The 25,509-nt window shown below is 65.4% G+C and carries 17 protein-coding genes; 11 read left to right on the top strand and 6 right to left on the bottom strand.

Annotated features, from left to right (window positions below):
• Positions 1 to 2: 2 nt before the first annotated feature.
• Entirely contained in the window at positions 3 to 548 is a 546-nt protein-coding gene (locus tag QXZ94_RS03500) for a sigma-70 family RNA polymerase sigma factor (RefSeq protein ID WP_315719254.1), read from the bottom strand.
• Positions 549 to 883: 335 nt separating this feature from the next.
• On the opposite strand from QXZ94_RS03500, the gene QXZ94_RS03495 reads away from it, so the two are divergent.
• The 4 genes from QXZ94_RS03495 to QXZ94_RS03480 all read left to right on the top strand — a co-directional run bounded on the left by QXZ94_RS03495 (position 884) and on the right by QXZ94_RS03480 (position 5,314).
• Positions 884 to 1,258 carry a hypothetical protein gene (locus tag QXZ94_RS03495; protein ID WP_315719253.1) on the top strand — a complete coding sequence of 125 codons (375 nt, stop codon included), beginning with the start codon at positions 884 to 886 and terminating at the stop codon, positions 1,256 to 1,258.
• A 74-nt stretch (positions 1,259 to 1,332) separates the two neighbouring features.
• Positions 1,333 to 2,112, top strand: coding sequence for an enoyl-CoA hydratase (locus QXZ94_RS03490; protein ID WP_315719252.1), 780 nt, complete (start codon positions 1,333 to 1,335; stop codon positions 2,110 to 2,112).
• A 466-nt stretch (positions 2,113 to 2,578) separates the two neighbouring features.
• Positions 2,579 to 3,997 (top strand): TolC family outer membrane protein, encoded by a 1,419-nt coding sequence (locus QXZ94_RS03485; protein WP_315719251.1) that lies wholly within the window; start codon positions 2,579 to 2,581, stop codon positions 3,995 to 3,997.
• Positions 3,998 to 4,354: 357 nt separating this feature from the next.
• Positions 4,355 to 5,314 carry an amidohydrolase family protein gene (locus QXZ94_RS03480; RefSeq protein WP_315719250.1) on the top strand — a complete coding sequence of 320 codons (960 nt, stop codon included), beginning with the start codon at positions 4,355 to 4,357 and terminating at the stop codon, positions 5,312 to 5,314.
• A 591-nt stretch (positions 5,315 to 5,905) separates the two neighbouring features.
• Here QXZ94_RS03480 and QXZ94_RS03475 read toward each other — a convergent pair.
• Positions 5,906 to 6,985, bottom strand: a complete 1,080-nt coding sequence (locus tag QXZ94_RS03475) for an AI-2E family transporter (RefSeq protein WP_315719249.1) — start codon at positions 6,983 to 6,985, stop codon at positions 5,906 to 5,908.
• Between the two features lie 1,021 nt (positions 6,986 to 8,006).
• On the opposite strand from QXZ94_RS03475, the gene QXZ94_RS03470 reads away from it, so the two are divergent.
• From QXZ94_RS03470 to QXZ94_RS03440, 7 genes are all read left to right on the top strand, one after another.
• Positions 8,007 to 9,182 (top strand): transporter substrate-binding domain-containing protein, encoded by a 1,176-nt coding sequence (locus QXZ94_RS03470; RefSeq protein WP_172112096.1) that lies wholly within the window; start codon positions 8,007 to 8,009, stop codon positions 9,180 to 9,182.
• Between the two features lie 14 nt (positions 9,183 to 9,196).
• Positions 9,197 to 9,820, top strand: a complete 624-nt coding sequence (locus QXZ94_RS03465; protein ID WP_172131072.1) for an ANTAR domain-containing response regulator — start codon at positions 9,197 to 9,199, stop codon at positions 9,818 to 9,820.
• Between the two features lie 240 nt (positions 9,821 to 10,060).
• A complete protein-coding gene (locus QXZ94_RS03460) occupies positions 10,061 to 10,936 on the top strand; it encodes a nitrilase family protein (RefSeq protein ID WP_315719248.1) in 876 nt (291 codons plus the stop codon).
• Between the two features lie 42 nt (positions 10,937 to 10,978).
• Positions 10,979 to 12,139 carry a substrate-binding protein gene (locus tag QXZ94_RS03455; protein ID WP_008966101.1) on the top strand — a complete coding sequence of 387 codons (1,161 nt, stop codon included), beginning with the start codon at positions 10,979 to 10,981 and terminating at the stop codon, positions 12,137 to 12,139.
• 76 nt (positions 12,140 to 12,215) lie between these two features.
• Positions 12,216 to 13,052, top strand: a complete 837-nt coding sequence (locus tag QXZ94_RS03450) for a branched-chain amino acid ABC transporter permease (RefSeq protein WP_315719247.1) — start codon at positions 12,216 to 12,218, stop codon at positions 13,050 to 13,052.
• Between the two features lie 46 nt (positions 13,053 to 13,098).
• A complete protein-coding gene (locus QXZ94_RS03445; protein WP_315719246.1) occupies positions 13,099 to 14,859 on the top strand; it encodes a branched-chain amino acid ABC transporter ATP-binding protein/permease in 1,761 nt (586 codons plus the stop codon).
• The gene (locus tag QXZ94_RS03440) at positions 14,856 to 15,557 is read left to right on the top strand and encodes an ABC transporter ATP-binding protein (protein WP_315719245.1); all 702 of its coding nucleotides are present in this window, start codon (positions 14,856 to 14,858) and stop codon (positions 15,555 to 15,557) included. Before QXZ94_RS03445 ends, QXZ94_RS03440 begins: the two co-directional genes overlap by 4 nt.
• On the opposite strand, the gene QXZ94_RS03435 is transcribed toward QXZ94_RS03440, so the two are convergent.
• The 4 genes from QXZ94_RS03435 to QXZ94_RS03420 form a co-directional block, all read right to left on the bottom strand.
• Complete coding sequence (locus QXZ94_RS03435) at positions 15,554 to 18,676, bottom strand: CusA/CzcA family heavy metal efflux RND transporter (RefSeq protein ID WP_315719244.1); 3,123 nt, start codon at positions 18,674 to 18,676, stop codon at positions 15,554 to 15,556. The genes QXZ94_RS03440 and QXZ94_RS03435 overlap by 4 nt on opposite strands.
• 41 nt (positions 18,677 to 18,717) lie before the next feature.
• Positions 18,718 to 19,965, bottom strand: a complete 1,248-nt coding sequence (locus QXZ94_RS03430; RefSeq protein WP_315719243.1) for an efflux RND transporter periplasmic adaptor subunit — start codon at positions 19,963 to 19,965, stop codon at positions 18,718 to 18,720.
• An 829-nt stretch (positions 19,966 to 20,794) separates the two neighbouring features.
• Entirely contained in the window at positions 20,795 to 21,523 is a 729-nt protein-coding gene (locus QXZ94_RS03425) for a hypothetical protein (protein WP_315719242.1), read from the bottom strand.
• Positions 21,524 to 21,625: 102 nt separating this feature from the next.
• Entirely contained in the window at positions 21,626 to 25,240 is a 3,615-nt protein-coding gene (locus tag QXZ94_RS03420) for an error-prone DNA polymerase (RefSeq protein WP_315719241.1), read from the bottom strand.
• Positions 25,241 to 25,509 lie beyond the last annotated feature (269 nt).

The following is a 25,509-nucleotide window of genomic DNA, read 5'->3' as shown; positions in this document are numbered from 1 at the left end:
GATCAATTGTCCCGTAGCTTGGCCGTGAGGGTTGAGAGCGCCCGGTGCAGCGCCACCCGCACCGCGCCCTCGCTCATTGAAAATTTCTGCGCCGTCTGCTTGATCGAGGCGGCCTCGACCGCGATCGACTGCAGCACGTCGCGCTGGCGCTGCGGCAGCGTCTTCAGCTGCGCCTCGACCTCGCCGGCGGACACGCTCGGCGCCGGCGGCTTGTCGGCCAGCGTCTCCGAGAAATCGTCGATGTCGACGAACACCCGCCGGCCGCGCCGGCGCAGCATGTCGATCAGCTTGTTACGCGCGATCGCGAACAGCCAGGGCGCGAACGGCGCGCTCGTGTCCCAGGTGTGCCGCTTCAGATGAACCGCCAACAGAATTTCCTGCACGATGTCCTCGGCCTGATCGGGGGGCTGACCGGCGCGCGACAGCCCGCGCCGTGATGCTGCGCGCAACACCGGCGTGATCGCCTTCAGCAGACGATGATAGGCCTCGTCGTCTCCGGCGACGGCCTGGCGCATCCAGGCTGTCCACTCGTCGTCACGCTCGCGCACCTACGCTCCCACCCCGATAGTTCGCCTCGGCCTGGAGTTTGTTACGTCACGGGGCCCGATGATCACAAATTCGTGATCATTCGTTTAGCCTCCGAACGATCCGAGTTGCGCCACACGGAGAGCACGCAACCGGGCAAATCTCGGAACCGCTCCATAGCACTGAATCGGTCCGCGCAGGATCGGTTTGTGAGCCGTGCCGCAGAGGCCGTCGACCGGGTTCGACGCCGCCTCGCTTTTGCCGTGAGCGGCAGGAAGATACCCATTTTCTGCCCCGTTCTCGACATCTGTCGAGGTCCAACTCCGTCATGGGCTGGCAGGATGGGGAGAAGGCCAACATGACGATCCAAGCCAGTGGACGTTCAGCAGTCATCATCGCCGCCGCGTTCGTCCTGAGCCTCGCCGGCACTGGATTGGCACGCGCGGCCGAAACGCAGACCTACAGTCCCTTCCTGCCGGTGGGGTCGGACAGTGCGCCCGCCGCCAAGCAGGACGTGTTCCCGGCGCCGCAGGCCGAGGCACAGGCGCAGCCGCAGTCGGCCGACGCCGCAGCGGCTGATTCGGAGCAGGCCGAGCCCACGACCGTGAACATGGTCACCGTCAGCAATGACGACGGCTCCGGCTGGGACAGGGCCTCGATCATCGGCAAGATCTTCATCGCCTGCGGCACCCTGCTCACCCTGGGCTCGGCGGCGCGGATGTTCATGATCTGAGGCGCTGCGGCTACTTGATGCGCACCCCTGCAGCGGGCAGATTGCCCGCTGTTTGATTTTGCGGGGGTCGAATCATGAGCGTTTACGAGCACATCATCGTCGAGGGCAAAGGCGCGGTCGGTGTCATCACCTTGAACCGGCCGAAGATGCTCAACGCGCTGTCGTTCGGCGTCTTCCGCGAGATCGCCGCGGCGGTCGACGATCTCGAGGCGGACGACGCCATCGGCTGCATCGTCATCACCGGCAGCGAGAAGGCGTTCGCCGCCGGCGCCGACATCAAGGAGATGCAGCCCAAGAGCTTCATCGACATGTTCTCGAGCGACTTCACCGCCATCGGCGGCGACCGCGTCGCGCGCTGCCGCAAGCCGACGATCGCCGCCGTCTCCGGCTATGCGCTCGGCGGCGGCTGCGAGCTGGCGATGATGTGCGACTTCATCATCTGCTCCGATACCGCCAGGTTCGGCCAGCCCGAGATCACGCTCGGCACCATTCCGGGCATCGGCGGCACGCAGCGCCTGACCCGCGCCATCGGCAAGGCCAAGGCGATGGACCTCTGCCTCACCGGACGGATGATGGATGCGGCCGAAGCCGAGCGCGCCGGCTTGGTCAGCCGCATCGTGCCGGCCGACAAGCTGATGGAAGAGACCATGGCCGCCGCCGAGAAGATCGCCGCCATGTCGCGCCCCGCCGCGGCCATGGCCAAGGAGGCGGTCAACCGCGCCTTCGAGACCCCGCTCTCCGAAGGCATGAACGTCGAGCGCAACCTCTTCCACGCGACCTTCGCGCTGGAGGACCGCGCCGAGGGCATGGCCGCGTTCATCGAGAAGCGCAAGCCGGTCAACAAGAACCGGTGACGTGTCGCGACGTGGTTCGGTCGAACCAAGTCTTCCAAGATTGAGCTCGAGCTATCGCCCCCGTTCACAGTGCGCTCCCTCGCCCCGTTCTTACGGGGAGAGGGTCGGGGTGAGCGGCAGCCGCACGGGTGGTGCATGTGGTTAGACCTGCACCCCCTCACCCGGATTGCATCTTCGATGCAATCCGACCTCTCCCCACAAGCGGGGCGAGGTGCGCTGAGCAAGCCGCAAGCTGCTCGCAAATAGCTGACGCGATTCGCGCCGAGCACTTGCAACCTCCCCTCGCCCGTCCACCCACCTACCGCGCGCCTATGCCACAGCACCTGCGACCAACGGTCTGTGGCGGGACCGCCACAACAATCCATGGAAAAGCCCGCCTAATTCCCCATCAGTGGTTTGTGTGTGGCCGCCCTCCGCCGTAAACAGGTAAACGACGGGTTAAGACAGTGGGACGCGGCGGAGTCGGATGGTGGGTCGAGCCAAAGAATTTGGCGTCGGCGGGGTGCGTGCAAAGCGGGTCGGTCTTGGCCTGACCGTGATTGCCGGCCTTGTCACAATCTGCTCGCCCGTGCGCGCCGAGGATCTCGCGGCTGCGCTGGCGAAAGCCTATCAGACCAATCCCGCGCTTAACGCCGAACGTGCCCGGCAGCGCGCCACCGACGAGAACGTGCCGCAGGCGCTGGCCGGCTACCGCCCGCAGCTCATCGCCAGCCTCGGCGCCGGCCTGCAGGCCGTCCGCAATCTCCTGCCCGCCAACACCGTCCAGACCGCGACCCTGAAGCCATGGACGATCGGCGTGACCGTGACGCAGACGCTGTTCAACGGCTTCCGCACCGCCAACAGCGTGCGCGTGGCCGAGTTGCAGGTGCAGTCCGGCCGCGAGGCGCTGCGCAATGTCGGCCAGGGCATCCTGCTCGACGCCGTCACCGCCTACACCAACGTGCTGGCCAACCAGTCGCTGGTCGAGGCGCAGCGCTCCAACGTCGCCTTCCTGCGCGAGACCCTGTCGGTGACGCAGCGCCGCCTCAACGCCGGCGACGTCACGCCGACCGATGCGGCCCAGGCCGAAGCGAGGCTGTCGCGCGGGCTGTCCGATCTCAACGCCGCCGAGGTCAACCTCGCCATCAGCCAGGCCACCTATGCACAGGTCATCGGCATGGCTCCGGGTCAGCTTCGCACCGCCGATCCCATCGATCGCCTGCTGCCGCGCTCGCGCGAGGACGCGATCGCGCTTGCCAACAGGGAAAATCCGGCCGTGGCGGCGGCAAGCTTCGACGTCGACGTCGCCTCGACCGCGATCAAGGTCGCCGAGGGCGCGCTGCTGCCGAGCGTGACGCTGCAGGGCAGTGTCAGCCGCAGCCGCGATTCGGATCAGACGCTCGGCACCTTCGGCACCGACCAGGCCTCGATCGTCGGCAGCGTCACCGCGCCGATCTATGACGGCGGCACCGCGGCGTCGCAGACCCGGCAATCCAAGGAGCTTGCGGCGCAGAGCCGGCTCGTGCTCGACCAGGTCCGCAATCAGGCGCGCACCGCCGTGGTCAGCGCCTGGGTCGCCAATGAGGGCGCCAAGGTCGCCGTCAGCGCCTCCGAGTCCGAGGTGAAGGCAGCTACCGTCGCGCTGCAAGGCGTCTCGCGCGAGGCGCAGGGCGGCCAGCGCACCACGGTCGACGTCCTCAACTCGCAATCCGACCTCATCCAGGCCAAGGCCCGGCTGATCGGCGCCCAGCGCGACCGCGTCATCGCCTCCTACACCCTGCTCAGCGCCGTCGGCCGGCTCGACGTCAAGAACCTCAACCTGAACACGCCGGACTACCTGCCCGAAGTCCACTACCACCAGGTCCGCGACGCCTGGCACGGCCTGCGCACGCCCTCGGGGCAGTAGCGCTTCCAAACCACGTAGCTGACCGTGCAGGCGCTGCAACTTCCGCTGCGTCGCGGTCGTAGAGCGGGACGTCAGCCCCACCCTCCGCCGTCGTCCCGGGCAAGCCGGAACGGCGCGCACGCGCCGTGGAGGCGCCGACCCGGGATCCATAGCCACAGGGCTATGTGGTGACACCAGATCGGAGCCAAGCGTGTGCCGCCACACGACCTCCTGTGGCTATGGATCCCCGCGTTCGCGGGGATGACGACCTATAGCTTGGCTTCGCTCTTGCCCCCTGCCCCGCGCCGGTTCACGCTCATCCCACGACACCACGCGCGTCACGCTCAACGCACGCGCGGCATCCGGGGAAGGACCACCATGTTGACCCGCCGCAGCCTGCTGCTGGCCTCGCTCGCCGCCGGAGTGACGATGACGACAGCCCGCGCCAACCCCTCGCAGCCCGCCACCCCGGTCGACTTCGACGTGCCCGCCGATGCCTGCGACTGCCACACCCACATCCACGGCGATCCCGAGAAATTTCCGTTTGCGGCGACCCGCGTCTACACGCCCGAGCCGGCCTCGCCCGAGGAGATGGCCGCCCTGCACAAGGCGCTGCACATCAAGCGCGTGGTCATCGTGACGCCGAGCGTCTACGGCACCGACAATTCCGCGACCCTGTTCGGCATGAAGGCCAGAGGCAACGACGCTCGCGGCGTCGCCGTGATCGACGACAAGACCACCGAGGCGCAGCTCGACGCGATGAACGCGGATGGCTTCCGCGGCATCCGCCTCAATCTCGCGACCGGCGGCATCAACGATCCCACCATCGGCCGCGCACGCTTCCAGGCCGCCGTCGAACGCATGAAAGCGCGCGGCTGGCACGTCCAGCTCTACACGACGCCTGCGATGATCGCCGCCATCAAGGACCTCGTGATGCAGTCGCCGGTCACGGCGGTGTTCGATCATTTCGGCGGCGCGCAGGCCGCGCTCGGCCTCGAGCAACCCGGCTTCTCCGACCTCGTCGAGCTCGTCCGCAGCGGCAAGGCCTATGTGAAGATCTCCGGCGCCTACCGCGCCTCGACCCGCGGCCCGGACTACAAGGATGTCATTCCGTTTGCGCAAGCGCTGATCGCAGCCAACCCCGACCGGATCGTCTGGGGCACCGACTGGCCGCATCCGGACTCGTCGCCCCATCCCGAGCTGAAGGCGACGGATGTCAGGCCGTTCTATCCGATCGACGACGGCCGCCTGATGAACCAGCTGCCGGTGTGGGCACCAGGCGCCGCGATCCGGAAGAAGATCCTGGTCGACAACCCTGCCCGACTTTACGGCTTCTGAGCCGAGACCGCAGCCTCAATCCCCGTCATTGCGAGGGGCGAAGCGACGAAGCAATCCAGTGTGGTGGGCGGGACTCTGGATTGCTTCCGCCGCCGCCCTTCGGGCTGTGGCGGACACGTCGCTCCGCTCGCAACGACGGTTGGGCAAGCAGCCTGCGCCACTCTCCGCCGTCATCGTCCGCGAAGGCGGACGATCCAGTACGCCGGGACGATCGTGATCAACCCGAGACACCGCGGCGTACTGGATGCCCGCCTACGCGGGCATGACACCGAGTTTTTGCCGCGCATGCTTTGCCGTAGCCCGCATGAGCGCAGCGACATGCGTGTTCTCACACGCCGTGCCGGAGAACCCGGGGTCGCTTCGCTCGCCCGGGGCTACGCACCTCTCGTCATTCCGGGGCGCGCGTAGCGCGAGCCCGGAATCCATAGCCACAACTATCTCGATCGAAGCGCGATGGATGTGGCCAAAACTCGTACAACGATCACCATTCGTGGTTATGGATTCCGGGCTCAGCCGCTCACGCGGCTGCCCCGGAATGACGACCGTTTGCGTGACAACGAGCTTGGCCACAAAAGCGGATGACGCTGCGCGCTAATTCGACCTACTCGTCACATCAGCTACCGCGCGATTCTCGCTCCGCACCGTGGTAAACATGTCCCAGATCGCGATGAACATCGCCGCGATGACCGGGCCGATGATGAAGCCATTCAATCCGAACACCTCGATGCCTCCCAAGGTCGAGATCAGCACCACATAGTCCGGCATCTTGGTATCCTGTCCGACCAGGATCGGGCGCAGCAGATTGTCGACGAGGCCGATGACCAGCGCGCCATAGGCGATCAGGATCACGCCGTGCCAGATCGAGCCGGTGGCCAGCAGATAGAGCGCGACCGGAAACCACACGATCCCCGCGCCCACCGCGGGGAGCAGCGACATGAAGGCCATCACCACCGCCCACAGCAGCGGCGCGGTGATACCGAGGAACCAGAAGATCAGTCCGCCCAGCGCGCCCTGCGCCAGGGCGACGACCAGATTGCCCTTTACGGTCGCGCGGATGACGATGATGAACTTCGCGAGCAGCGCGTTGCGTTGCTCGTCGCGCAGCGGGATGGCGTCCGCGATCCGCTTCGACAAGGTCTCCTCGTCGCGCAGCAGGAAGAACAACAGATAGAGCATGAGAAAAAGGCTGACGAAGAACTCGAACGTCCCCTGCCCGATGTTGAGCGCCTGGCCCGCGATCACCTGGCTGCCGCGCAGCAGCAACGCCGACAACCGGTCTTTCAGGCCGGCCAAGCTGCCGAGCCCGAACCGATTCAGCAGATCGACGATCCAACCGGGCAGCGCGTCCAGCATCTTCTGAAAATACTGCGTGACGTCCAACTGGCCGCCCTGCACCTGCCCGTACACGCCGGCCGCCTGTTGCGCCAGCGCCGCCGCGACCAGCGAGAATGGAATGATGATGATCAGAATGACCAGCAGCACGACGATGGCCGCCGCCAGCCCGTCACGACCGTGCATCGACTGTGACAGCCGGCGGTGCAGCGGAGCGAACACGATCGCGCCGACCACACCCCACAGCAGCGCGCCATAGAACGGCAGCAAAATCCAGCCGAGCGCGAGCGTGATCACGGCGAGCAGGAACAGCAGGACTCGGTCTTCGAAGCTGCGCATGTCAATCTTTCGTCTGGCCGCGACTTCCGTTCACGCGCCCAGGTTTCAGGGAGGCTCGTGAGCCGGACATCGCCGCATTCTTAACGTCAACGCACGAACGCGCCAATCGGGCTCCAATCTCGTCGCGGACCAAGCGACCCGCGTGCGACATGATCATCGCAGCCCATATCACGCTCAGCGTGAGGGATACACGCCGCCTCCACATCGTCATTCCGGGGCGCGCGCAGCGCGAGCCCGGAATCCATAACCACGACCGCCCGAGAGAGAGTGAGCTGCGCGTCGCAGCCGCTTCGCCCCGCACTGCAGTTCGTGAGTATGGATTCCGGGCTCAGCCGCTGCGCGGCTGCCCGGAATGACGGCTGAGCAAGTGGCATGGAGTGCGCCAAAAGACTGATTTTACCAGCGCTGACAACAACAAAGCCCGTTTCAAGAGCCCCCGCGAAAAATAAATCACTTCCGAAAATCAGCAAATCATGCCTATAACATCTGCGTTCCGGTCCGGATGAGGGGCGTACGCGTCGTCACGACACGTTGGGCCGGCAATGCGGTGGACGTGAGGGCATCGGCGCGCATCATGTGCGGACGAGCGATGCGCTGACGTACGTGAAGTCGCGTGGTCCTGGCCTCCCGGTGCTGAGGTCAAGGCTTGCGGAGGTCCGACGAGCTCCGCGGCCGACGGGGTCAATCAGCCGGTCCCCGAGGAGAGCGCGTATAAGCGTGAAGCCCACCGCGCAGGGAATGCCGGGATGTCTCGGCTGACCTGTGGTGACTGCCGCCTGCTTTTTTCTTGCAGGCGGGCCATGGGTGCGGCCAGCGCCCGGCATTCCCTGCGCCCTCATCATCGTCGAGGGCCCAAACACCGCATGATCCGGACGCGCTCTGCGTCGCGGCGATGCTGCGGCTCGTCTGACACCTGGAACCTGACCTGCCGATTCGCCCCCGTTGCCAACCGCGCGCCGAGTGGCAATAGTCCGCGCTTTCCGAGCCGGCCCCGCCGGCCCGTCGACCTGGAGGCATGATGATGACGACGAGACCGGCCGCAAAATCATCCGTCAAGGATGTCTGGCGTGTCGGCGTGCTGTTCTCGCGCAGCGGCCTGATGCAGGTCACGGAGTCCGAGCACTTCTTCGGCACGGCACTCGCGATCCAGGAGATCAACACCGCCGGCGGCGTGCTCGGCCGCGAGATCGAGGTCATCGCCTATGATCCGGGCTCGCAGCCGGAAACCTTCCGCAAGCTCGCCGATCGCCTGCTGACCGAGGATGGCGCCTCCGTGATCTTCGGCTGCTCGACCTCCGCGGAGCGCAAGGCGGTGCTGCCGGCGATCGAGCGCCGCAACGGCCTGCTCTGGTATCCCTCGCTCTACGAAGGTTTCGAATACTCCCCGAACGTGATCTACACCGGGCCGGCGCCGAACCAGAACGCGTTCCAGCTCGCCGAATACATCGTGCGCAAGCACGGCCCGCGCGTCTACCTGATCGGCTCCGACTACATCTACCCGCGCGAATCCAACCGCATCATGCGCGACCTCGTCGAGTCCTATTCCGGCCGCGTCGTCGGCGAGCAATATGTGACGATGGAGGCGACCGACGCCGAGTTGACGCGCGGTCTCGATGCCATCCGGGACGCCGCCCCCGACGTCGTATTCTCGACCATCGTCGGCCGCACCGCGCAGCGCTTCTATCGGATGTATACGCAGGCCGGCTTCGACCCGAAGCGGCTGCCGATCGCCAGCCTCACCATGGCCGAGGGCGAGGTTCGCGCCATCGGCGCCGAGCACTGCGTCGGCCACCTGACTGCCGCAAGCTATTTCGGCACCTTGGCGCGCGACAGCAATGATCGCTTCAAGGCGGCCTTCGCGGCGACGTTCGGCGCGGAGACGCCGGTCAGCATGTGGAGCGCGTCGGCCTATGCGCAGATCAAGCTGTTCGCGCGGGCGCTCGAACAGGCCGGCAGCCTCGATACGCAGAAGCTGGTGGAGGCCGCGCTCGGCCTCAGCCTCGAAGCGCCGGAGGGACCGATCCGGATCGATCCCGACAACAACCACGTCTGGACCACGCCGCGCATCGGCCGCGTCCGCGCCGATGGCCAGTTCGACATCGTCTGGGAGAGCAAGAGCCCGATCAAGCCCGACCCGTATCTTTCGGTGTCGCCGATCGGCGGCCGCTGGCTCAGCGAAGAGGCGCTGTCAGCATGAGGCCGGATGACCGCATGAAACCCGGCGTGCGCCGCCTGATCGAGGAGCTGCGCGGCGCCCGCGTGCTGGTGATCCATCCGCGCGACGCCGAAGGCGATGCGCTGATCGATCAACTCAAGCGCATCGGCTGCAACGTGCGCGGCGTCTGGCCGCCACCCGCCGCGATCCCGCACGACATCGACACGGTGTTCCAGCTGATCGAGACCTCCGAGGAGATGATCTTTCCCGAAGGCACCAGCGAGCATCCGCTTACCTTCATCGCCATTGTCGACTACGAGAATCCGACGATCCTCAAGCGCCTGCTCGACAGCAATGCGCATGGCGTCGTCAACAAGCCGATCCGCTCGTTCGGCATCCTCTCCTCGCTGGTGCTGGCGCGCTCGCTGCGCGGCTATACGCGCCGTCTCGAAGGCAAGGTGCAGAAGCTCGAGGAGACGTTGAAGGCGCGGCGCGACGTCGACAAGGCGGTGAAGATCCTGATGGGGTTGAAGCAGGTCGGCGAGGTCGAGGCCTATGAGCTGATCCGCGCGCAGGCGACGCAGAAGCGCGTCGCCATGGCCGACATCGCGATCTCGATCATCAACGCACAGGAGACATTGGGCGGACTGGGGGTGCTCGATGCGCCGGCCTCGCGCTGAAGCTGTGGCTACGCGCCCACACGTTGGGCAGCGGCGGCCTCAAATTTTTGCAAGCGACGGCGTTGACTTCGCTTCGCGCATTTGAGTTACTTGAAACCGTTGCGGACATCGGATGTCCGCCAATGGCCGGTCGGCCATTTCACATCAGGCTATGCAGCCCTCGTATTGCGCCGCAAGGCGCAGTCGGGGGCTTTTTGTTTGGCGCGCGCGACCCTCGCGAACGCAACGGAGACTCGTGCCTTGACGACGGATGACGACAGCAAACTGCGGATCGCCTGCATCCAGATGCAGCCGATGGTCGGCGAGTTGGCCACCAACCTCGCCCACAGCCTCGATTTGATCCAACAGGCGGTGGCGCAAGGCGCCAAGCTCGTGGTGCTGCCCGAGCTCGCCTCAAGCGGCTACGTGTTCAAATCCCGCGAGGAGGCCTTCGCCGCCTCCGAGACCATTCCCGGCGGCCCCGCCGTGACCGCCTGGAGCGAGATCGCGGCCAGGCATGGCCTGCACCTCGTCGCCGGCATCTGCGAGCGCGACGGGACCAAGCTCTACAACAGCGCGGTGCTGATCGGGCCGAAGGGCTACATCGGCACGTTCCGCAAGGTGCATCTGTGGAACGAGGAGAACCTGTATTTCGAGCCCGGCAATCTCGGCTTCCCCGTCTACCACACCGAGATCGGCCGCATCGGCATGGCGATCTGCTACGACGGCTGGTTCCCGGAGAGCTACCGTCTGAACGCGCTGCAGGGCGCCGACATCGTCTGCGTGCCGACGAACTGGGTGCCGATCCCCGGCCAGGCGCCGGGACGTGAAGCGATGGCCAACATCCTGGCGATGGCGGCCGCGCATTCCAACTCCATCTTCATCGCCTGCGCCGACCGCGTCGGCGTCGAGCGCGGACAGCCGTTCGAGGGCCAGAGCCTGATCGTCAGCTACACCGGCTGGCCGGTCGCAGGCCCCGCGAGCCGCGACAAGGAGGAGATCGTGATCGCCGACGTGGCGCTCGGCGAGGCCCGCCGCGCCCGCAACTGGAACGCCTTCAACCAGGTCCTGCGCGACCGCCGCTCCGACGTCTACGACGAGATGCTCGGCAGCGAGGTCAAGCGCGGCTGGTACTGACAACTTCGCCTTTCTGTTTTCACCATTCACGGAGGACAATCGATGACATCGCGTTTGCTCACCACCTCACTCGCGCTCGCCCTCGCGGCGACCGCGCTCTCGTCTGCCTTTGCCGCCGATCCGATCAAGATCGGCGTCCCCGTCGGCCTGTCCGGCGCCAACTCCGTCGTCGCCCCGTCGGTGGTCCAGTCCGCCGAACTGGCGGTCGAGGAGATCAACGCCAAGGGCGGCGTGCTCGGCCGCAAGCTGGAGCTCGAGGTCGCCGATGACGCCTCGGGCGCGGCCGGCGCGCAGAAGGCGTTCGACGCGCTGATCTTCCAGAAGAAGGTCAACGTGCTGATCTCGATGGAGACCAGCGCCGCCCGCAACGCTGGCCTGCCGATCGTCGCCCGCGGCAAGACGCCCTACATCTACACCTCGTTCTACGAGGGCAAGTCCTGCAGCCCGTATCTCTACGTCAACGCCTGGGTACCGGACCAGCAGGTGCCTCCGATCGTCGACTACTTCAACAAGGAGAAGAAGGCGAAGAGCTACTTCCTGATCGGCTCCGACTACGCCTTCGGCCGCGGCATGCTCGCCTTCACGAAGATGTATATCGAGAAGACGGGCGGAAAGGTCGTCGGCGAGGAATATTTGCCGATGGACGGCTCCGACTGGACCTCGATCATCTCCAAGCTCAAGGCCTCCGGCGCCGACGCGCTGATCACCTCGACCGCGGGCGGCGCACCGAACGTCACCCTGACCAAGCAGCTGCGCGCCGCCGGCGTGAACCTGCCCTACGGCAACCTCGCCGTCGACGAGGGCACCGCCAAGGGCATGGGCGCTGACGCGGCCGGCATCTATCTGTCTGCCTCTTACGTTACAGGCATCGATACGCCGGCCAACAAGACCTTCCTGGCCTCGATGGCCAAGAAGTTCGGCGCCGAGTTGAAGACCCCGAACGATCTCTCGGTCCCGCAATATGAGGCGGTGTACGCCTACAAGGCGGCGGTCGAGAAGGCCGGCAGCACCGACCAGGACAAGGTGCTCAAGGCACTCGCCGAGGTCTCGGTCGATGGTCCGCGCGGCACGATCAAGATGGACAAGCAGCGCCATGCGCCGCTGACCATGTATCTCGGCCAGGTCCAGGCCGACGGCAGCGTCAAGGTGATCCAGAGCTTTGCCAACGTCGATCCCGGTGCGCAGTGCCCGGGCAAGTCCTGAGCGATTTAGTCCTGATCGCGTATGATCCCGCGGGGCGGACGAAGGCCCGCCCCGCTTCTCTCAAGTGGAAGTCACCATGCTGACCGTCGCTCTCGATGCCGTCACGACGGCCGCCATGCTCTTCATCATCGCCGCCGGTCTCCTGATCGTGTTCGGCGTGATGAAGATCATCAACTTCGCCCACGCCGCCTTCCTCACCGCCGGCGCCTATTCCGCCCTCGTCGGCGCTCAACTCGGCCTGCCTTGGTTTCTGGTCCTGCCGCTGGCCTTCGTCGCCGGCGCCGTCTGTGGCGGCATCACGGAGATCGTGGTCGTCCGCCGTCTCTATAAGCGCCCGCTCGATGCGATCCTCGCGACCTGGGGCCTCGGTATCGTGCTGGGACAGCTCATCACCCTGATGTTCGGCCGCGAGGTGCAGTTCGTGCAGGCGCCGATCTCGGGCACGGTGCATCTGTTTGGCGCCGACTATTCGGCCTATCGGCTGGTGATGATCGTTGCGGCCGTCATCGTCGGCCTGCTGTTCACTGCGCTTCTGAACGGCACGCGGCTCGGCCTCTCGACCAAGGCCGTGATCATGAACGAAATGCTGGCGCAGGGACTTGGCGTCGATTCCTCGCGCGTCCGGCTGATTACCTTCGCGCTCGGCAGCGGTCTCGCCGCGCTGTCCGGCGCGCTGATCACGCCGCTGTCCAGCGTCGATCCGAACATGGGCGTGCCCTGGCTGATCGGCGCCTTCATGCTGGTCATGGTGTCCGGCGGCTCGCTGCTGGCGCTGGCCGGCTCCTGCGCCGTGCTCGGGACGTTGCAGGTGCTGGTCTCGACCTTCGTCAATCCGATCCTGGGTGGCCTGACCATCGCGATCTGCGCCGCCATCGTGCTGCGGATCCGGCCGGAGGGTTTTGCCCGTGCCTGATGCGCGTCCCCTCGCCTCTCCCGCGACAGCAGCGACGAGCCGCGCGATGCCGCGCCTGATCATCCCAGCATTGCTGGTGGCACTCGCTGCCGCCGTGATCATCGTCGCGCCACTGCTGCTCGACACCTATCTCGTGAACATCCTGGTGCGCGCCTGCTTCGTTGCCATCGCCGCGATCACCGTCGACATCATGTGGGGCTATTGCGGCACGCTGACTTTCGGGCAGTCCGCCTTCTTCGGCATCGGCGCCTACGCGCTCGCGATCATGTTCACCGAATATGGCTTCGGCACCTGGCAGATTTTTGCTGCGATCGGCGCCGCGGTCGCCGTTGCTGCGGCCGTTGCCGCCTTCACCGGCTGGCTGTCGTTCTATCCCGGCTCGACGCCGCTCTACGCCTCGGTGATCTCGCTGGTGGTGCCGATCGTGCTGGTGCAGATCCTCTACTCCGGCGGCACGTTCACCGGCTCGTCGAGCGGCCTCGTCGGCTTCGAAAGTTTCGACCTGGAGATCGAGACCTGGCTGCGCCTCGCCGGCCTCGGACTGCTCGCGGCGGCCGTGCTTGCGCTCGTCGTGATGCGCAGCGACACCGGGCGACTGTTGTCGGCGTTGCGCGACAACGACTCGCGCTGCACCTATCTCGGCATCGACACCTCGCGCCTGCGCATCGTCGTGCTGGTGCTGTCCGCGATCGTCTCCGCGCTGGCCGGCTTCTTCTATGCCGGCTTCGGCGCGGTCGCCGCGCCGGAGAATGCCAGCTTCGCCTTCGGCACCAACCTCGTGATCATGGTCGCGCTCGGCGGCCGCGGCACGGTGATCGGTCCTGTGATCGGTGCACTGTGCATCGAGGTGGCGAGCGCCTATCTCGCCAACAGCCTGCCTTACGTCTGGGAGCTGATCGTCGGCCTCGCGCTGATCGTGGTGATCTTGGTGTTCCCCGATGGCCTGCTCGGCGCGGTCATGCGCCTGGTCAAGCGCGGGCGTTCGGCAGTCGCGACGACGATCCTGCAGCCCGCTATAGCCGCCACTGCTGTCAGCAATCCCGACGCCGTCGCCATCGAAGTGCGCGCGCTCGGCAAGCATTACGGCAGTCTTGCCGTGCTGGACGGCGTGCAGTTCACGGCCTACCGAGGCGAGTTGCTGAGCCTGGTCGGTCCTAACGGCGCCGGCAAGACCACCTTGATCCGCTGTCTGTCCGACGGCCGTGAGCGCTCGACCGGCAACGTCGCGATCGCCGGCCACGACATCGCCCGCCTGCCGCCGGATCGCGTCGTGCGCTTCGGCTTGGGACGCAAGTTCCAGACCGCGTCGGTGTTCGAGACGCTGACCGTCGCCGAATGCCTGCGCGTGGCGCGGACGCATGCCGATCCGCCTGCTCTCACGTCGCGCTCGGCCACCCTGGCGCTGCCGCCCGCGGCGATGTCGGTCGTCGAACGCTCCGGACTCGCCGAACGGCTCGACGAAGAGGCGCGCAATCTCAGCCACGGGCTGAAGCAGGCGCTCGAGCTCGCGATGGTGCTCTCGCTCGAGCCCGATGTGCTGCTGCTCGACGAGCCCACCGCCGGATTGACCCGCGCCGAGCGCCAGGGGTTCGCCGATATCCTCACCTCCCTCGCCCGCCGCGACCGGCTCTGCATTCTCCTGGTCGAGCACGATCTCGATTTCGTTCGCGAGATCTCCTCGCGCATCATCGTCCTGCACCAGGGCCGGCTCGCGCTCGACGGCTCGGTCGACGAGGTCGTCAACAGCGAGCTGGTCCGCGAGATCTACACCGGCCAGCACGTGTCGCATGCGGAGGTGCCGGCATGAGCACGATGCTGGAAGTCAAGGAACTCGCGAGCGGCTATGGCTCCTCGGAGGTCATCAGCAATGTCGGCTTTGCGTTGGCGAAGGCCGAGACGCTGGCGATCGTCGGCAAGAACGGCATGGGCAAGACCTCGCTGCTCAAGGCCATACTCGGCTTTCTGCCAGCGTGGCGCGGCAGCGTGAGGCTTGCCGGCAAGGACGTGACGCGGGTGGCGCCGCATCTGAAGCGCAAGATGGGGCTGGTCTATGTGCCGCAGGAACATGCGCTGTTCCAGGACCTCTCGGTGCGCGACAATCTCCGGCTCGGGCTGTTGTCGGACAAGGACATCGATGCGCTGTTCGAGCAGGTCGGCGGCTGGTTTCCCGTGCTGACCAAGCGGCTCGGCCAGCGCGCCGGAACATTGTCGGGCGGCGAGCAGAAGATGCTGATCGTGGCGCGGGCGCTGATGGCCAGGCCCGACGTGCTGCTGCTCGACGAGGTCACCGAAGGCTTGCAGCCTTCGGTCGTCGATCGTCTGTCTGACGTGCTGGTCCGCGTCCGCCGCGAAATCGGCACCTCCATGATCGTGGTCGAGCAGCATCTGCCTTTTGCCCTCTCGATCAGCGACCGCTACCTCGTGTTCAAGCGCGGCGAGATCGTCGATGCCGCTGTGGTGGACAATGACGCAGCCGCGCGGATCGACGAGCACATGCGCATCTAGCGGACCCTCCGGCGGGAGAACAGCGAGATCAAGACCGGCAGCGTGATCAGGATGACGACAGGCGCCAGCATCATGCCGGTCACGACCACGATCGCGAGCGGCTTCTGCACCTGCGAGCCGATGCCGGTCGACAGCGCCGCCGGCAACAGGCCGATGCCGGCGACCACGCAGGTCATCAGCACCGGCCGCAGCTGCAGCTCTCCGGTGCGGATGACGGCTTCGATGCGGTCGACGCCCTCGTCGATCAGCTGGTTGAACTGCGACAGGATGATGATGCCGTCCATGACGGCGATGCCGAACAGCGCGATGAAGCCGATCGCCGCTGACACGCTGAAGGGAATGCCGGAGAGCACCAGTCCGACGACGCCGCCGAAGATCGCCATCGGGATCACGCTCATGGCGAGCAAGGTGTCGGCCATCGAGCCGAAATTGAACCACAGGAGCACGCCGATCAACGCGAGGCTGATCGGCACCACGATCGAGAGCCGCTTGATCGCGTCCTGGAGGTTGCCGAACTCGCCGACCCACTCCACGCGCGAGCCGGCCGGCAGCTGCACCTGGTCGGCGACCTTTTGCTGCGCCTCCTGAATGGCGCTGCCGAGATCGCGCTCGCGCACCGAGAACTTGATGGGGAGATAGCGCTCCTGCTGCTCGCGGTAGATATAGGCCGCGCCCGACACCAGCTTGATGGTCGCGACCTCGCTCAACGGGATCTGCGTGATACCGTTCGGTCCCTGCGCGCCGATGCGCAGGTTCTCGATCGCCTCGGCGCTTTTGCGATATTCCGGCGCCAGCCGAACGATGATCGGGAAATGCCGGTCGGAGCCCGGCTCGTAGAGATCGCCCGCGGTATCACCGCCGATCGCGACCTTGATGGTGGCGTTGATGTCGCCGGGAGCGAGCCCGTAGCGCGCGGCCTTGGCGCGATCGATGTCGATCTGCACCGTCGGCTGTCCGAGCGAGGTGAACACCGCGAGATCGGTGACGCCCTGCACCGTCGAAAGAACCTGCTTGATCTTGTTGGCGGTGTCGGTCAGCGCCTGCAGGTCGTTGCCGTAGAGCTTGATCGAGTTCTCGCCCTTCACGCCGGACACGGCCTCGGAGACGTTGTCCTGCAGATATTGCGAGAAGTTGAACTCCACGCCGGGGAAGCGATCGTCGAGCTGCTTCAACAGCTCGGCGGTGAGCTGGTCCTTGTCCTTGGTGCCCGGCCAGTCCTTCACCGGCTTCAGGGGCGCGAAGAACTCGGCGTTGAAGAAGCCGGCGGCGTCGGTGCCGTCGTCGGGGCGGCCGTGCTGCGAGACCACGGACTCGACCTCCGGCCGGGCGCGGATGATCTTGCGCATCTCATTGACGTAGGCGTTGCCTTCCTGAAGCGAGATCGTCGGCGGCAGGGTCGCGCGAATCCAGAGATTGCCCTCTTCGAGCTTGGGCAGGAATTCCAGGCCGAGCAGCCGGCCGACCACCACGGTCAAAAGCACGAGCCCGATCGCGCCGGTCATCACCAGATTGCGGTTGCCGACGGCCCAGCGCAGCACCGGCCCGTAGATCGCATGCAACAGGCGCATCAGCCGCGTCTCGGTCTCCTCGACATGCGACGGCAGAATGATGGCACTCAGCGCCGGGGTGACCGTGAAGGTCGCGAGCAGGCCACCGGCGAGCGCATAGGCATAGGTGCGCGCCATCGGTCCGAAGATGTTGCCCTCGACGCCACTGAGCGTGAACAGCGGCAGGAAGGCGGCGATGATGATGGCCGCGGCAAAGAAGATCGAGCGCGACACGTCGGCGGCTGCCGAGAGGATCGCGTGGCTCTTCATGCCCATCATCGTCTCGGGCGAGATGTGGCTCTCCTCCGCCTCCGACAATGGCGTGGTTTGCGTCAGCCGACGGAAGATCGCCTCGACCATGATTACGGTGGCATCGACGATCAGGCCGAAATCGATCGCACCGACCGACAGCAGGTTTGCCGACTCGCCGCGCAGAACCAGGATGATGACGGCAAAGAACAGCGCGAACGGAATCGTCGCGCCGACGATCAGCGCGCTCCGGAGATTACCGAGGAAAATCCATTGCAGCAGCACGATCAGGCCAATGCCGACCACCATGTTATGCAGCACGGTGTGGGTCGTGGTGTCGATCAGGTCCTTGCGGTCATAGATGCGCTCGATCCGCACGCCCGGCGGCAGGATGGTCGAGCTGTTGATCTGTTCGACCAACTGCTCGACGCGGGCGATGGTCGGCGAGCTCTGCTCGCCGCGCCGCATCAGCACGATACCCTGGACGATGTCGTCATTGTTGTTGAGGCCGGCAATGCCGAGCCGCGGCTTCTCCGCCACGGTGACGTTGGCGACGTCCTTCACCAGCACCGGATTGCCGCCGCTCTGCGACACCATAGTGTTGGCAAGATCCTCCATCGAACGGATCAGGCCGACGCCGCGCACCACCGCGGACTGCGTGCCGATCTCGACCGTGTTGCCGCCGACATTGATGTTGGAGTTGCCGACCGCCTGCAAGAGTTGCGGCAGGGTCAGGCCGTTGGCGACCAGCTTGTTGAAGTCGACCTGGATCTCATAGGTCTTGGTCTTGCCGCCCCAGCCGGTGACGTCGATCACGCCCGGCACGGCGCGGAAGCGCCGCTGCAGCACCCAATCCTGCAAGGTCTTGAGGTCGAGCACGCTGTATCCGGGCGGACCGCGCAGCCGGTAGCGATAGATTTCGCCGACCGCGCTGAGCGGCGAGATCTGCGGCGTGACGTTGCCCGGCAGCGGCGAGAGCTGCGACAGCCGGTTCAGCACCTGCTGCAAGGCTTCGTCGTAGGTGTAGTCGAACGAGAACTGCAGCTTGACGTCCGACAGGCCGTACAGCGAAATCGTTCTGATGGTGCGCAGGTTCTTGATGCCGGCGACCTGGGTCTCGATCGGGATGGTGATGTAGCGCTCGATCTCCTCCGCCGAGAGCCCCGGGCTCTGGGTCACGATGTCGACCATCGGCGGCGTCGGATCGGGATAGGCCTCGATGTTGAGCTGGCGGAAGGCGATCAGGCCGCCGATGAGGATGGCGACGAATAGTCCAACCATCAGGAAGCGCCGCTGGACGGCGATGGCAACGAGGCGATCCATCAGGTCGGAACTTTCAGAACGTCAGGCAGGCGGATGGCATCTCAGCTGCCCGACGCGGCACGGTCGATGAACAGGCTGCCCTTGGTCACGATCTGCTCGCCCGCGCTCAGATTGCTTTCGACCGCGACCTGGTCGCCATTGATCAAGCCGACCTTGATCTTGCGAAGCTCGATCGACTTGTCGGGACGGGCGACCCAGACGCGAACCTGGTTGCCTTCATAGATCAGCGCCTGCCGGGGAACCGCGACAGCGGGCTGCTCGCCGGGCGAATAGATCGTGACGTTGGCGAACATCTCGGGCTTGAGCAGGCCGTCCTTGTTATCGATGGTGGCACGCACCAGAAGTCGCCGCGTCGCAGGATCGATCGAGGTGGCCACATAATTGATGCTGGCCTTCAGCGGACGGCCGGGCAGCGCCAGCACGTTGACGAGAATCTCCTCGCCGATGTTCACCAGCGCCGCATCGCTCTCGCGGACGAAGGCGGTCAGCCAGACCGTCGAGAGATCGCCGATGACGAACACCGGATCGCTCGCGCCGGAGTTGACGTACTGACCGGGACCGACCTTGCGCTGCACGACCGTGCCGCCGATCGGCGCGTGGATCGTGATCTCCCGGTCGATCGCGCCCTTGCTCTGAAAGTCGGTGATCGCGGCATCGGTGAAGCCGAGAATGCGCAACTTGTTGCGCGCGGCCTCGAGCGCCGTTTGCGACGACCGCATGTCGTTCTGAGCCTGAACGGATGTCGCCTCGGCCTGCTGGAAATCCTTCAGCGGAATTGCCCGGCCTTCGAACAGATCCTTGGCGCGCTTGTACTGGATGTCGGCGAGATCGAGGGCGGACTTCGCCTTGTTCATCGCCGCGATGGCGGCCATGAAATCGTTCTGGGCCTGCACGGTATCGGCAGCCTCGATCACGAACAGCGGCTGGCCCTGACGCACGGTCTCGCCAGGCCGGGCGAGCAGCTTGGTGACACGGCCGGCATAGGGGGAGAACACCGGCGTCGAGCGATCTTCGTCGACGGCAACCTTGCCCTCGGTGATGTGCTCGGCGCGGAATATCTTTTCGCAGACCGGCTCGATCGTCAGCGTCGCCCATTCGGCCGCCGACGGGGTGAAGGTGGTACCGTTGCGCTTGGACTGGCTGGAGAGCTCGATGTTGTCCTTGGCCGGCGAGGATCCCAGCTTGGTGTAGCCATAGGCGCCCGCTCCGGCGATCGCCAGAGCGGCCAAGCCCATCACCAGCCGTTTGGTGCTGATCATCTGCGGAAGTGGGTTCGTGTCAGACGCCATGGCTCGTTTGATCCGTCGACGATTCCGGCATTGGCGGGCTCATCGTTGCGCTAATAGTGCGGAACTGGAGCTTTAAACAACCTAAAAATCGCCCAACTCGCCTCTGTTTTGCTTTAAAAATTTGAAACTTCAATGATGGCCGTTCAGCTTGTATTCAGCTCGTTCTTGGCAATCGCTGATTTCTTCGCGACGCACCATGATGTCATCCTGCTGTCATGAATCCCGCGGACGATGTCGTGGCTTCACAAGCCAACCTTTGCGGGTAAGCGCCTACTCCTGGGCTCGAACCACGTTCCCCACGTGCTGCGTCTCCGAGCGATCGCAATTCCTCGAGACATTCGAACGCAGTCTCGCGGCGCAGATGCGCCCGAGTTGTGCGGATCGTTTCACCCTCTCGTGAGGAGGGCGCAGGGCAGGCCAGGCGTCGACTGACGCCTGCGGCCCGCCTGCGAAAAGAATGCAGGCGGCAGGTACCACAGGTGCAGCCGAGATCACCCGGCCTTCCCTGCGCGATGGTTTTCACGCTTATGGCGCGCTCTCCCCGGTGTCCGGCTCGTTAGCCACCGTCGTCCTGCGGGATCATCACCCGCGGACTTGGCGCCAGCATCGGGGCGCCAGGACCACACGCTTTCGCGTCCGCGTCATGCCGTTCGTCCACGTAGCCAGGCTACGCTGCGGCATGAACACAGCCATCGCTCCCCGCCCCGCGTGTCGTGACGATCGCGCGCTACGCCCCTTCTCGATGGAGCGGGATGCGCAGGAATAGATCATGAATTCTGAAAAAAAGAAAGTCTTTTTTTTGTGAGAGCACGGTCGGGCCGACAGCACGTCATGCTGCCGGCGTCAGCGACCTCACCGAAAGCTCGCTGCGCGCCGCCGGCTCGCTGACGTATCGCCCGATGGCTTGCGCGAGGAGCGTGGCATCCATCAGGTACTGCTGGGCCGGAATGGCGATGTGAGCGCCGAGGAGAGCTTCGGATCTGGCGATCTGCTTGAGAGCATCGACATGCTTTTCGGGCGGCGTCACCACGACGATGTCGGGTTGATGCAGCCGGATGCACAGGAAGGGATTGCGGTTCATCTCGGCCACGGCCAGCCCCGCAATGTTGTCGAACGCCACGACATAAGAAAAGCCGCGATGACCGAACGTGATCCCGGACGCGTCGAACTGGATGTAGGTGCTCGGCAGCCAGCCGACCAGCACGGCGGTCAGCAGGTAGCATCCGAAGATCAGGGACGCGATCGACAGACCTCGAAACACGATGCCGTAGGACCAGCCGAACACCGTCAATATCACGCCGAGAGCTGCAAGCCAGGCGCCGAGACCGCCGATCAGCATGCGCGAGGGGCGAATGGGAACGCCGCCGGAAATCATGACCCGCTCGGCCTTCGGTGCGGAGCGCCATTTGCGCAGGATGACGCTGCCCGCGAAGACGGCGCCCGATCCGAAGAACGCGATGGTGACGATTCCGACGTCGGGCTTGGAGGACAGCATGAGCACGCCAATGACGACGAACGCCATGTTCAGCAGGAAGAGAGACCGGTCGGAAAGCTGCATGGTGAAAGCTTGGTCGCGGAGGGAAGGAACGGACGATTTGATAGCCCGACGATGAAGGCCGCAAGATGTCGTCGGACCCGTTACGGACTGCCTCGGGAAACGTCAGTGAAAATCCCTGGAACGCGGCAGGATGCGGACGTTGCGGGGGTGGCTGACGCGCTGGGAGGGGTTTTCGGGGTGGTCGCGGCGGTCGTCGTTCAAGGGCTCGGCCGGCATCTGACCTTGCGGGATGGCGCCGAGCCGGTCGTCCGACAGCAGCGCGAGATCGGCAGTGCGGTCGACCAGGCGCTCGGCGACGAGATGCACGACCTTCTCGGGGCTGCTCTGGATGCGGCCTTCGACCAGCACGAGGCGTGCGCCCATCACCTCCTTGCGGAAGGTCTCCATCACCTTCGGCCACACCACGATGTTGGCGATGCCGGTCTCGTCCTCCAGCGTCATGAACACGACGCCCTTGGCGCTGCCCGGCCGCTGCCGCACCAGCACCACGCCGGCGCACCGGACGCGACGGCGGTCATTGGCATCGTTGACGTCGCGGCAGGCCAGCACGCCTTCGGCGGCGAAGCGCCGGCGCAGGAACTCCATCGGGTGCCCCTTCAACGACAGGCGGATGGTCTGATAGTCCGCGACGACATGCTCCGGCAGCGGCATCTCGGGAAGCGGCTGCGCCCCCTCGTCCGGCTGCTCGCGGGCGATCGCGGCCTCGAACAGCGGCAGCGGTACGTCGTCGGGCAGCCGGCGCACGGCCCATAGCGCAGCGCGGCGATCGAGCCCGAGCGAGCGGAACGCATCGGCATCGGCCAGCAGCAGCAGCGCGCGCTTGGGCAGCGCGGTGTCGCGAGCGAAGTCCTCCAGCGAGGTGAACGGGCGGCGTTCGCGCGCGCGGATGATGCGGTCGGCCCAGTCGTCCTCGCGGTCGATATTTGGGAGTGAGCTATCAGTTTGTTTCTCGTTATCATTCCGGGGCGACGCTTCGTGCTCTCCAAATGCACCAAGCGTTTGCGAGTGAGAAACGTCTCCCTCCACGCCGTCATTCCGGGATGCGCCCTCTTGGGCGCAGGCCCGGAATCCATAACCACGATCCGGGGTTATGGATTCCGGGCTCGCGCTCCGCGCGCCCCGGAATGACACCGAGGGGATGGCTGGCAAGGAATGTGTGGAAACAGCCATCGCCTCCCTCCGCACCGCCTCCGACAACTTCCTGATCCGCTCCTCGTCGCGGTCGATCCAGCGGAAGCCGTCGATCTGGCGGAAGCCGAGGCGGACGGCGCAATATTTGCCATTCGTCTCTTCCAGCGTGTTGTCGGCAAAACTGTGGGACACATCGATGTCGCGGATCTCGACGCCGTTCTTGCGGGCGTCGCCGACGATCTGGGCCGGCGCGTAGAAGCCCATCGGTTGCGAGTTCAACAGCGCGCAGCAGAACGCATCGGGATGAAAGTATTTCAGCCAGGACGAGACATAGACCAGCTGCGCGAAGCTCGCGGCATGGCTTTCCGGGAAGCCGTAGGAGCCAAAGCCCTTGATCTGGTCGAAGCAGCTCTTGGCGAAGGCCGGGTCATAGCCGCGCACGATCATGTTCGAGACCATCTTCTCCTCGTAGGAGCCGATGGTGCCGACATTGCGGAACGTCGCCATCGCGCGGCGCAGGCCATTCGCCTCCTCGGGCGAAAACTTCGCGGCCTCGATCGCGATCCGCATCGCCTGCTCCTGGAACAAGGGCACGCCGAGCGTCTTGTGCAACACCTTGTAGAGCTCGTCGGACGGACCATGATCCGGTGACGGCGAGGGATAAGTGACCTTCTCCAGCTTGTTGCGACGGCGCAAGTATGGATGCACCATGTCGCCCTGGATCGGACCGGGCCGGACGATCGCGACCTCGATGACGAGATCGTAGAAGGTGCGCGGCTTCAGCCGCGGCAGCATGTTCATCTGCGCCCGGCTCTCGACCTGGAACACGCCGAGCGACTCGCCCCGCTGCAGCATCTGGTAGACCTCGTTGTCGTCCTCGGACTTGATGTCGGAGAGCACGTAGCGCCTACCCTTGTGATCGGCGATCAGGTCGAAACTCTTGCGGATGCAGGTCAGCATGCCCAGCGCAAGCACGTCGACCTTCATCATGCTGAGCGCGTCGACATCGTCCTTGTCCCACTCGATGAAGGTGCGGTCGTCCATCGCGGCGTTGCCGATCGGGACGTAGCTGTCGAGCCGGTCCTGCGTCAGCACGTAGCCGCCGACATGCTGCGACAGATGGCGCGGAAAGGTGATCAACTCCGAGGCCAGCTCGACCGCGCGGCGGATCATCGGATTGGCAGGATCGAGCCCGGCCTGGCGCACCTGCATGTCGGAGAGGCCGTCGCCCCAGCTGCCCCACACGGTGTCGGCGAGCACCGAGGTGACATCCTCGGTCAGGCCCAGCGCCTTGCCGACGTCGCGGATGGCGCTGCGCGGGCGATAATGGATGACGGTGGCGATGATCGCGGCGCGGTGGCGGCCGTAGCGGCGATAGACATATTGCATCACCTCCTCGCGCCGCGAATGCTCGAAATCGACGTCGATATCCGGCGGCTCCAGCCGCTCCTTGGAGATGAAGCGTTCGAACAGCAGGTCGATCTTGGTCGGGTCGACCGAGGTGATGCCGAGCACGTAGCACACGGCCGAATTGGCCGCGGAGCCGCGCCCCTGGCACAGGATGCCCTGGCTGCGCGCGTAACGCACGATGTCGTGGACGGTGAGGAAGTAATGCGCGTAGTTAAGCTCGGCGATCAGCGCCAGCTCCTTGTTGAGGACCGCGCGCAATTTGTCATCGAGGGCATCGCCGAAATAGGACTTGGCGCCGGCCCAGGTCAGGTCCTCCAGATGGCCCTGCGCCGTCTTGCCCGGCGGCACCGGCTCGTCGGGATATTGGTATTTGAGCTGGTCGAGCGAGAAGCTGATGCGGTCGGTGAAGCGCAGCGTCTCGGTGATCGCGTCCGGGTGGTCGCGGAACAGCCGCGCCATCTCGTGTCCCGGCTTGAGATGGCGCTCGGCATTGGCTTGAAGGCGGCGGCCGATGCTCTCGATCGAGGCCTTCTCGCGGATGCAGGTCAGCACGTCCTGAAGCATGCGCTGCTGCGGATGGTGATAGAGCACGTCATTGGTGGCGATCAGCGGCACTTTGGCGGAAGCCGCCAGACGCGCGAGCCGCGCCAGCCGGCGGCGGTCGTCGCCGCGATACAACAGGCTCCCGGCGAGCCATACGCCTTCGGCGGCGCTGTCTTTGAGGCGAGCCAGGATCTTGCCGAGAGCGTTCTCTTCAAAGCGATGCGGCGGCATCAGGACGAGGAGCTGGCCATCGATGAAATCGAACAGATCCTCGAAGCTCAGGCGGCAATCGCCCTTCGCGACCTTGTCGAGGTCGCTGCCGCGCTTGCCGCGGGTGAGCAGCTGGCACAGCCGGCCGTAGGCGGCGCGGTCGCGCGGATAGACCAGAATATCCGGCGTGCCGCAGGTGAACACCAGCCGCGCGCCGTACAGCAGTTTTGGCTTGTAGCTCAGCCGGTCGTTGTTCAACTCGCTATAGGCGCGCACGATACCGGCAAGCGTGTTGTGATCGGCGATGCCGATGGCGGTGAGGCCGTCATCGGCGGCTTGGTGCACATAGGCCTGCGGATGCGAGCCGCCGTGCAGGAAGGAGAAGTTGGTGGTGATGCCGATCTCGGCGTAGGCGGGTTTCATGACGCTGCTACCAGTATTGGACTGATAGCGGCGGGCGCCCCTCTGTCGTCATGGCCGGGCTTGTCCCGGCCATCCACGTCGTGCGTCATCCCGGGAACCACGTGGATGCCCGGGACAAGCCCGGGCATGACGGAGCAACTCATTAACGAGGTTGCTCGTTGACACAGCCCGCTCGCCTCATATGAGACGGCTTTGACGTTTGCGAGTAGAGTAAGACTTTCCAGGAGCTCGGTGCGTAGTGAGACGGTACAGGTCTTTCCGCCAGCACT

Origin of the sequence: Bradyrhizobium sp. SZCCHNS2022, from assembly GCF_032377575.1 — a bacterium.
GTDB lineage: Bacteria > Pseudomonadota > Alphaproteobacteria > Rhizobiales > Xanthobacteraceae > Bradyrhizobium > Bradyrhizobium aeschynomenes.
The sequence above is the reverse complement of the archived record's forward strand: the minus strand, read 5'-3'. Positions and strand labels throughout refer to the sequence as shown.

Bases quoted from the DNA above. Each gene is read 5' to 3' on its own strand.
- QXZ94_RS03475 (WP_315719249.1), bottom strand. From the start codon at position 6,985: ATGCGCAGCTTCGAAGACCGAGTCCTGCTGTTCCTGCTCGCCGTGATC.
- QXZ94_RS03425 (WP_315719242.1), bottom strand. From the start codon at position 21,523: ATGCAGCTTTCCGACCGGTCTCTCTTCCTGCTGAACATGGCGTTCGTC.
- QXZ94_RS03420 (WP_315719241.1), bottom strand. From the start codon at position 25,240: ATGAAACCCGCCTACGCCGAGATCGGCATCACCACCAACTTCTCCTTC.
- QXZ94_RS03480 (WP_315719250.1), top strand. From the start codon at position 4,355: ATGTTGACCCGCCGCAGCCTGCTGCTGGCCTCGCTCGCCGCCGGAGTG.
- QXZ94_RS03450 (WP_315719247.1), top strand. From the start codon at position 12,216: ATGCTGACCGTCGCTCTCGATGCCGTCACGACGGCCGCCATGCTCTTC.
- QXZ94_RS03445 (WP_315719246.1), top strand. From the start codon at position 13,099: ATGCCGCGCCTGATCATCCCAGCATTGCTGGTGGCACTCGCTGCCGCC.
- QXZ94_RS03455 (WP_008966101.1), top strand. From the start codon at position 10,979: ATGACATCGCGTTTGCTCACCACCTCACTCGCGCTCGCCCTCGCGGCG.
- QXZ94_RS03485 (WP_315719251.1), top strand. From the start codon at position 2,579: ATGGTGGGTCGAGCCAAAGAATTTGGCGTCGGCGGGGTGCGTGCAAAG.
- QXZ94_RS03430 (WP_315719243.1), bottom strand. From the start codon at position 19,965: ATGGCGTCTGACACGAACCCACTTCCGCAGATGATCAGCACCAAACGG.
- QXZ94_RS03465 (WP_172131072.1), top strand. From the start codon at position 9,197: ATGAAACCCGGCGTGCGCCGCCTGATCGAGGAGCTGCGCGGCGCCCGC.
- QXZ94_RS03490 (WP_315719252.1), top strand. From the start codon at position 1,333: ATGAGCGTTTACGAGCACATCATCGTCGAGGGCAAAGGCGCGGTCGGT.
- QXZ94_RS03435 (WP_315719244.1), bottom strand. From the start codon at position 18,676: ATGGATCGCCTCGTTGCCATCGCCGTCCAGCGGCGCTTCCTGATGGTT.
- QXZ94_RS03470 (WP_172112096.1), top strand. From the start codon at position 8,007: ATGACGACGAGACCGGCCGCAAAATCATCCGTCAAGGATGTCTGGCGT.
- QXZ94_RS03440 (WP_315719245.1), top strand. From the start codon at position 14,856: ATGAGCACGATGCTGGAAGTCAAGGAACTCGCGAGCGGCTATGGCTCC.
- QXZ94_RS03495 (WP_315719253.1), top strand. From the start codon at position 884: ATGACGATCCAAGCCAGTGGACGTTCAGCAGTCATCATCGCCGCCGCG.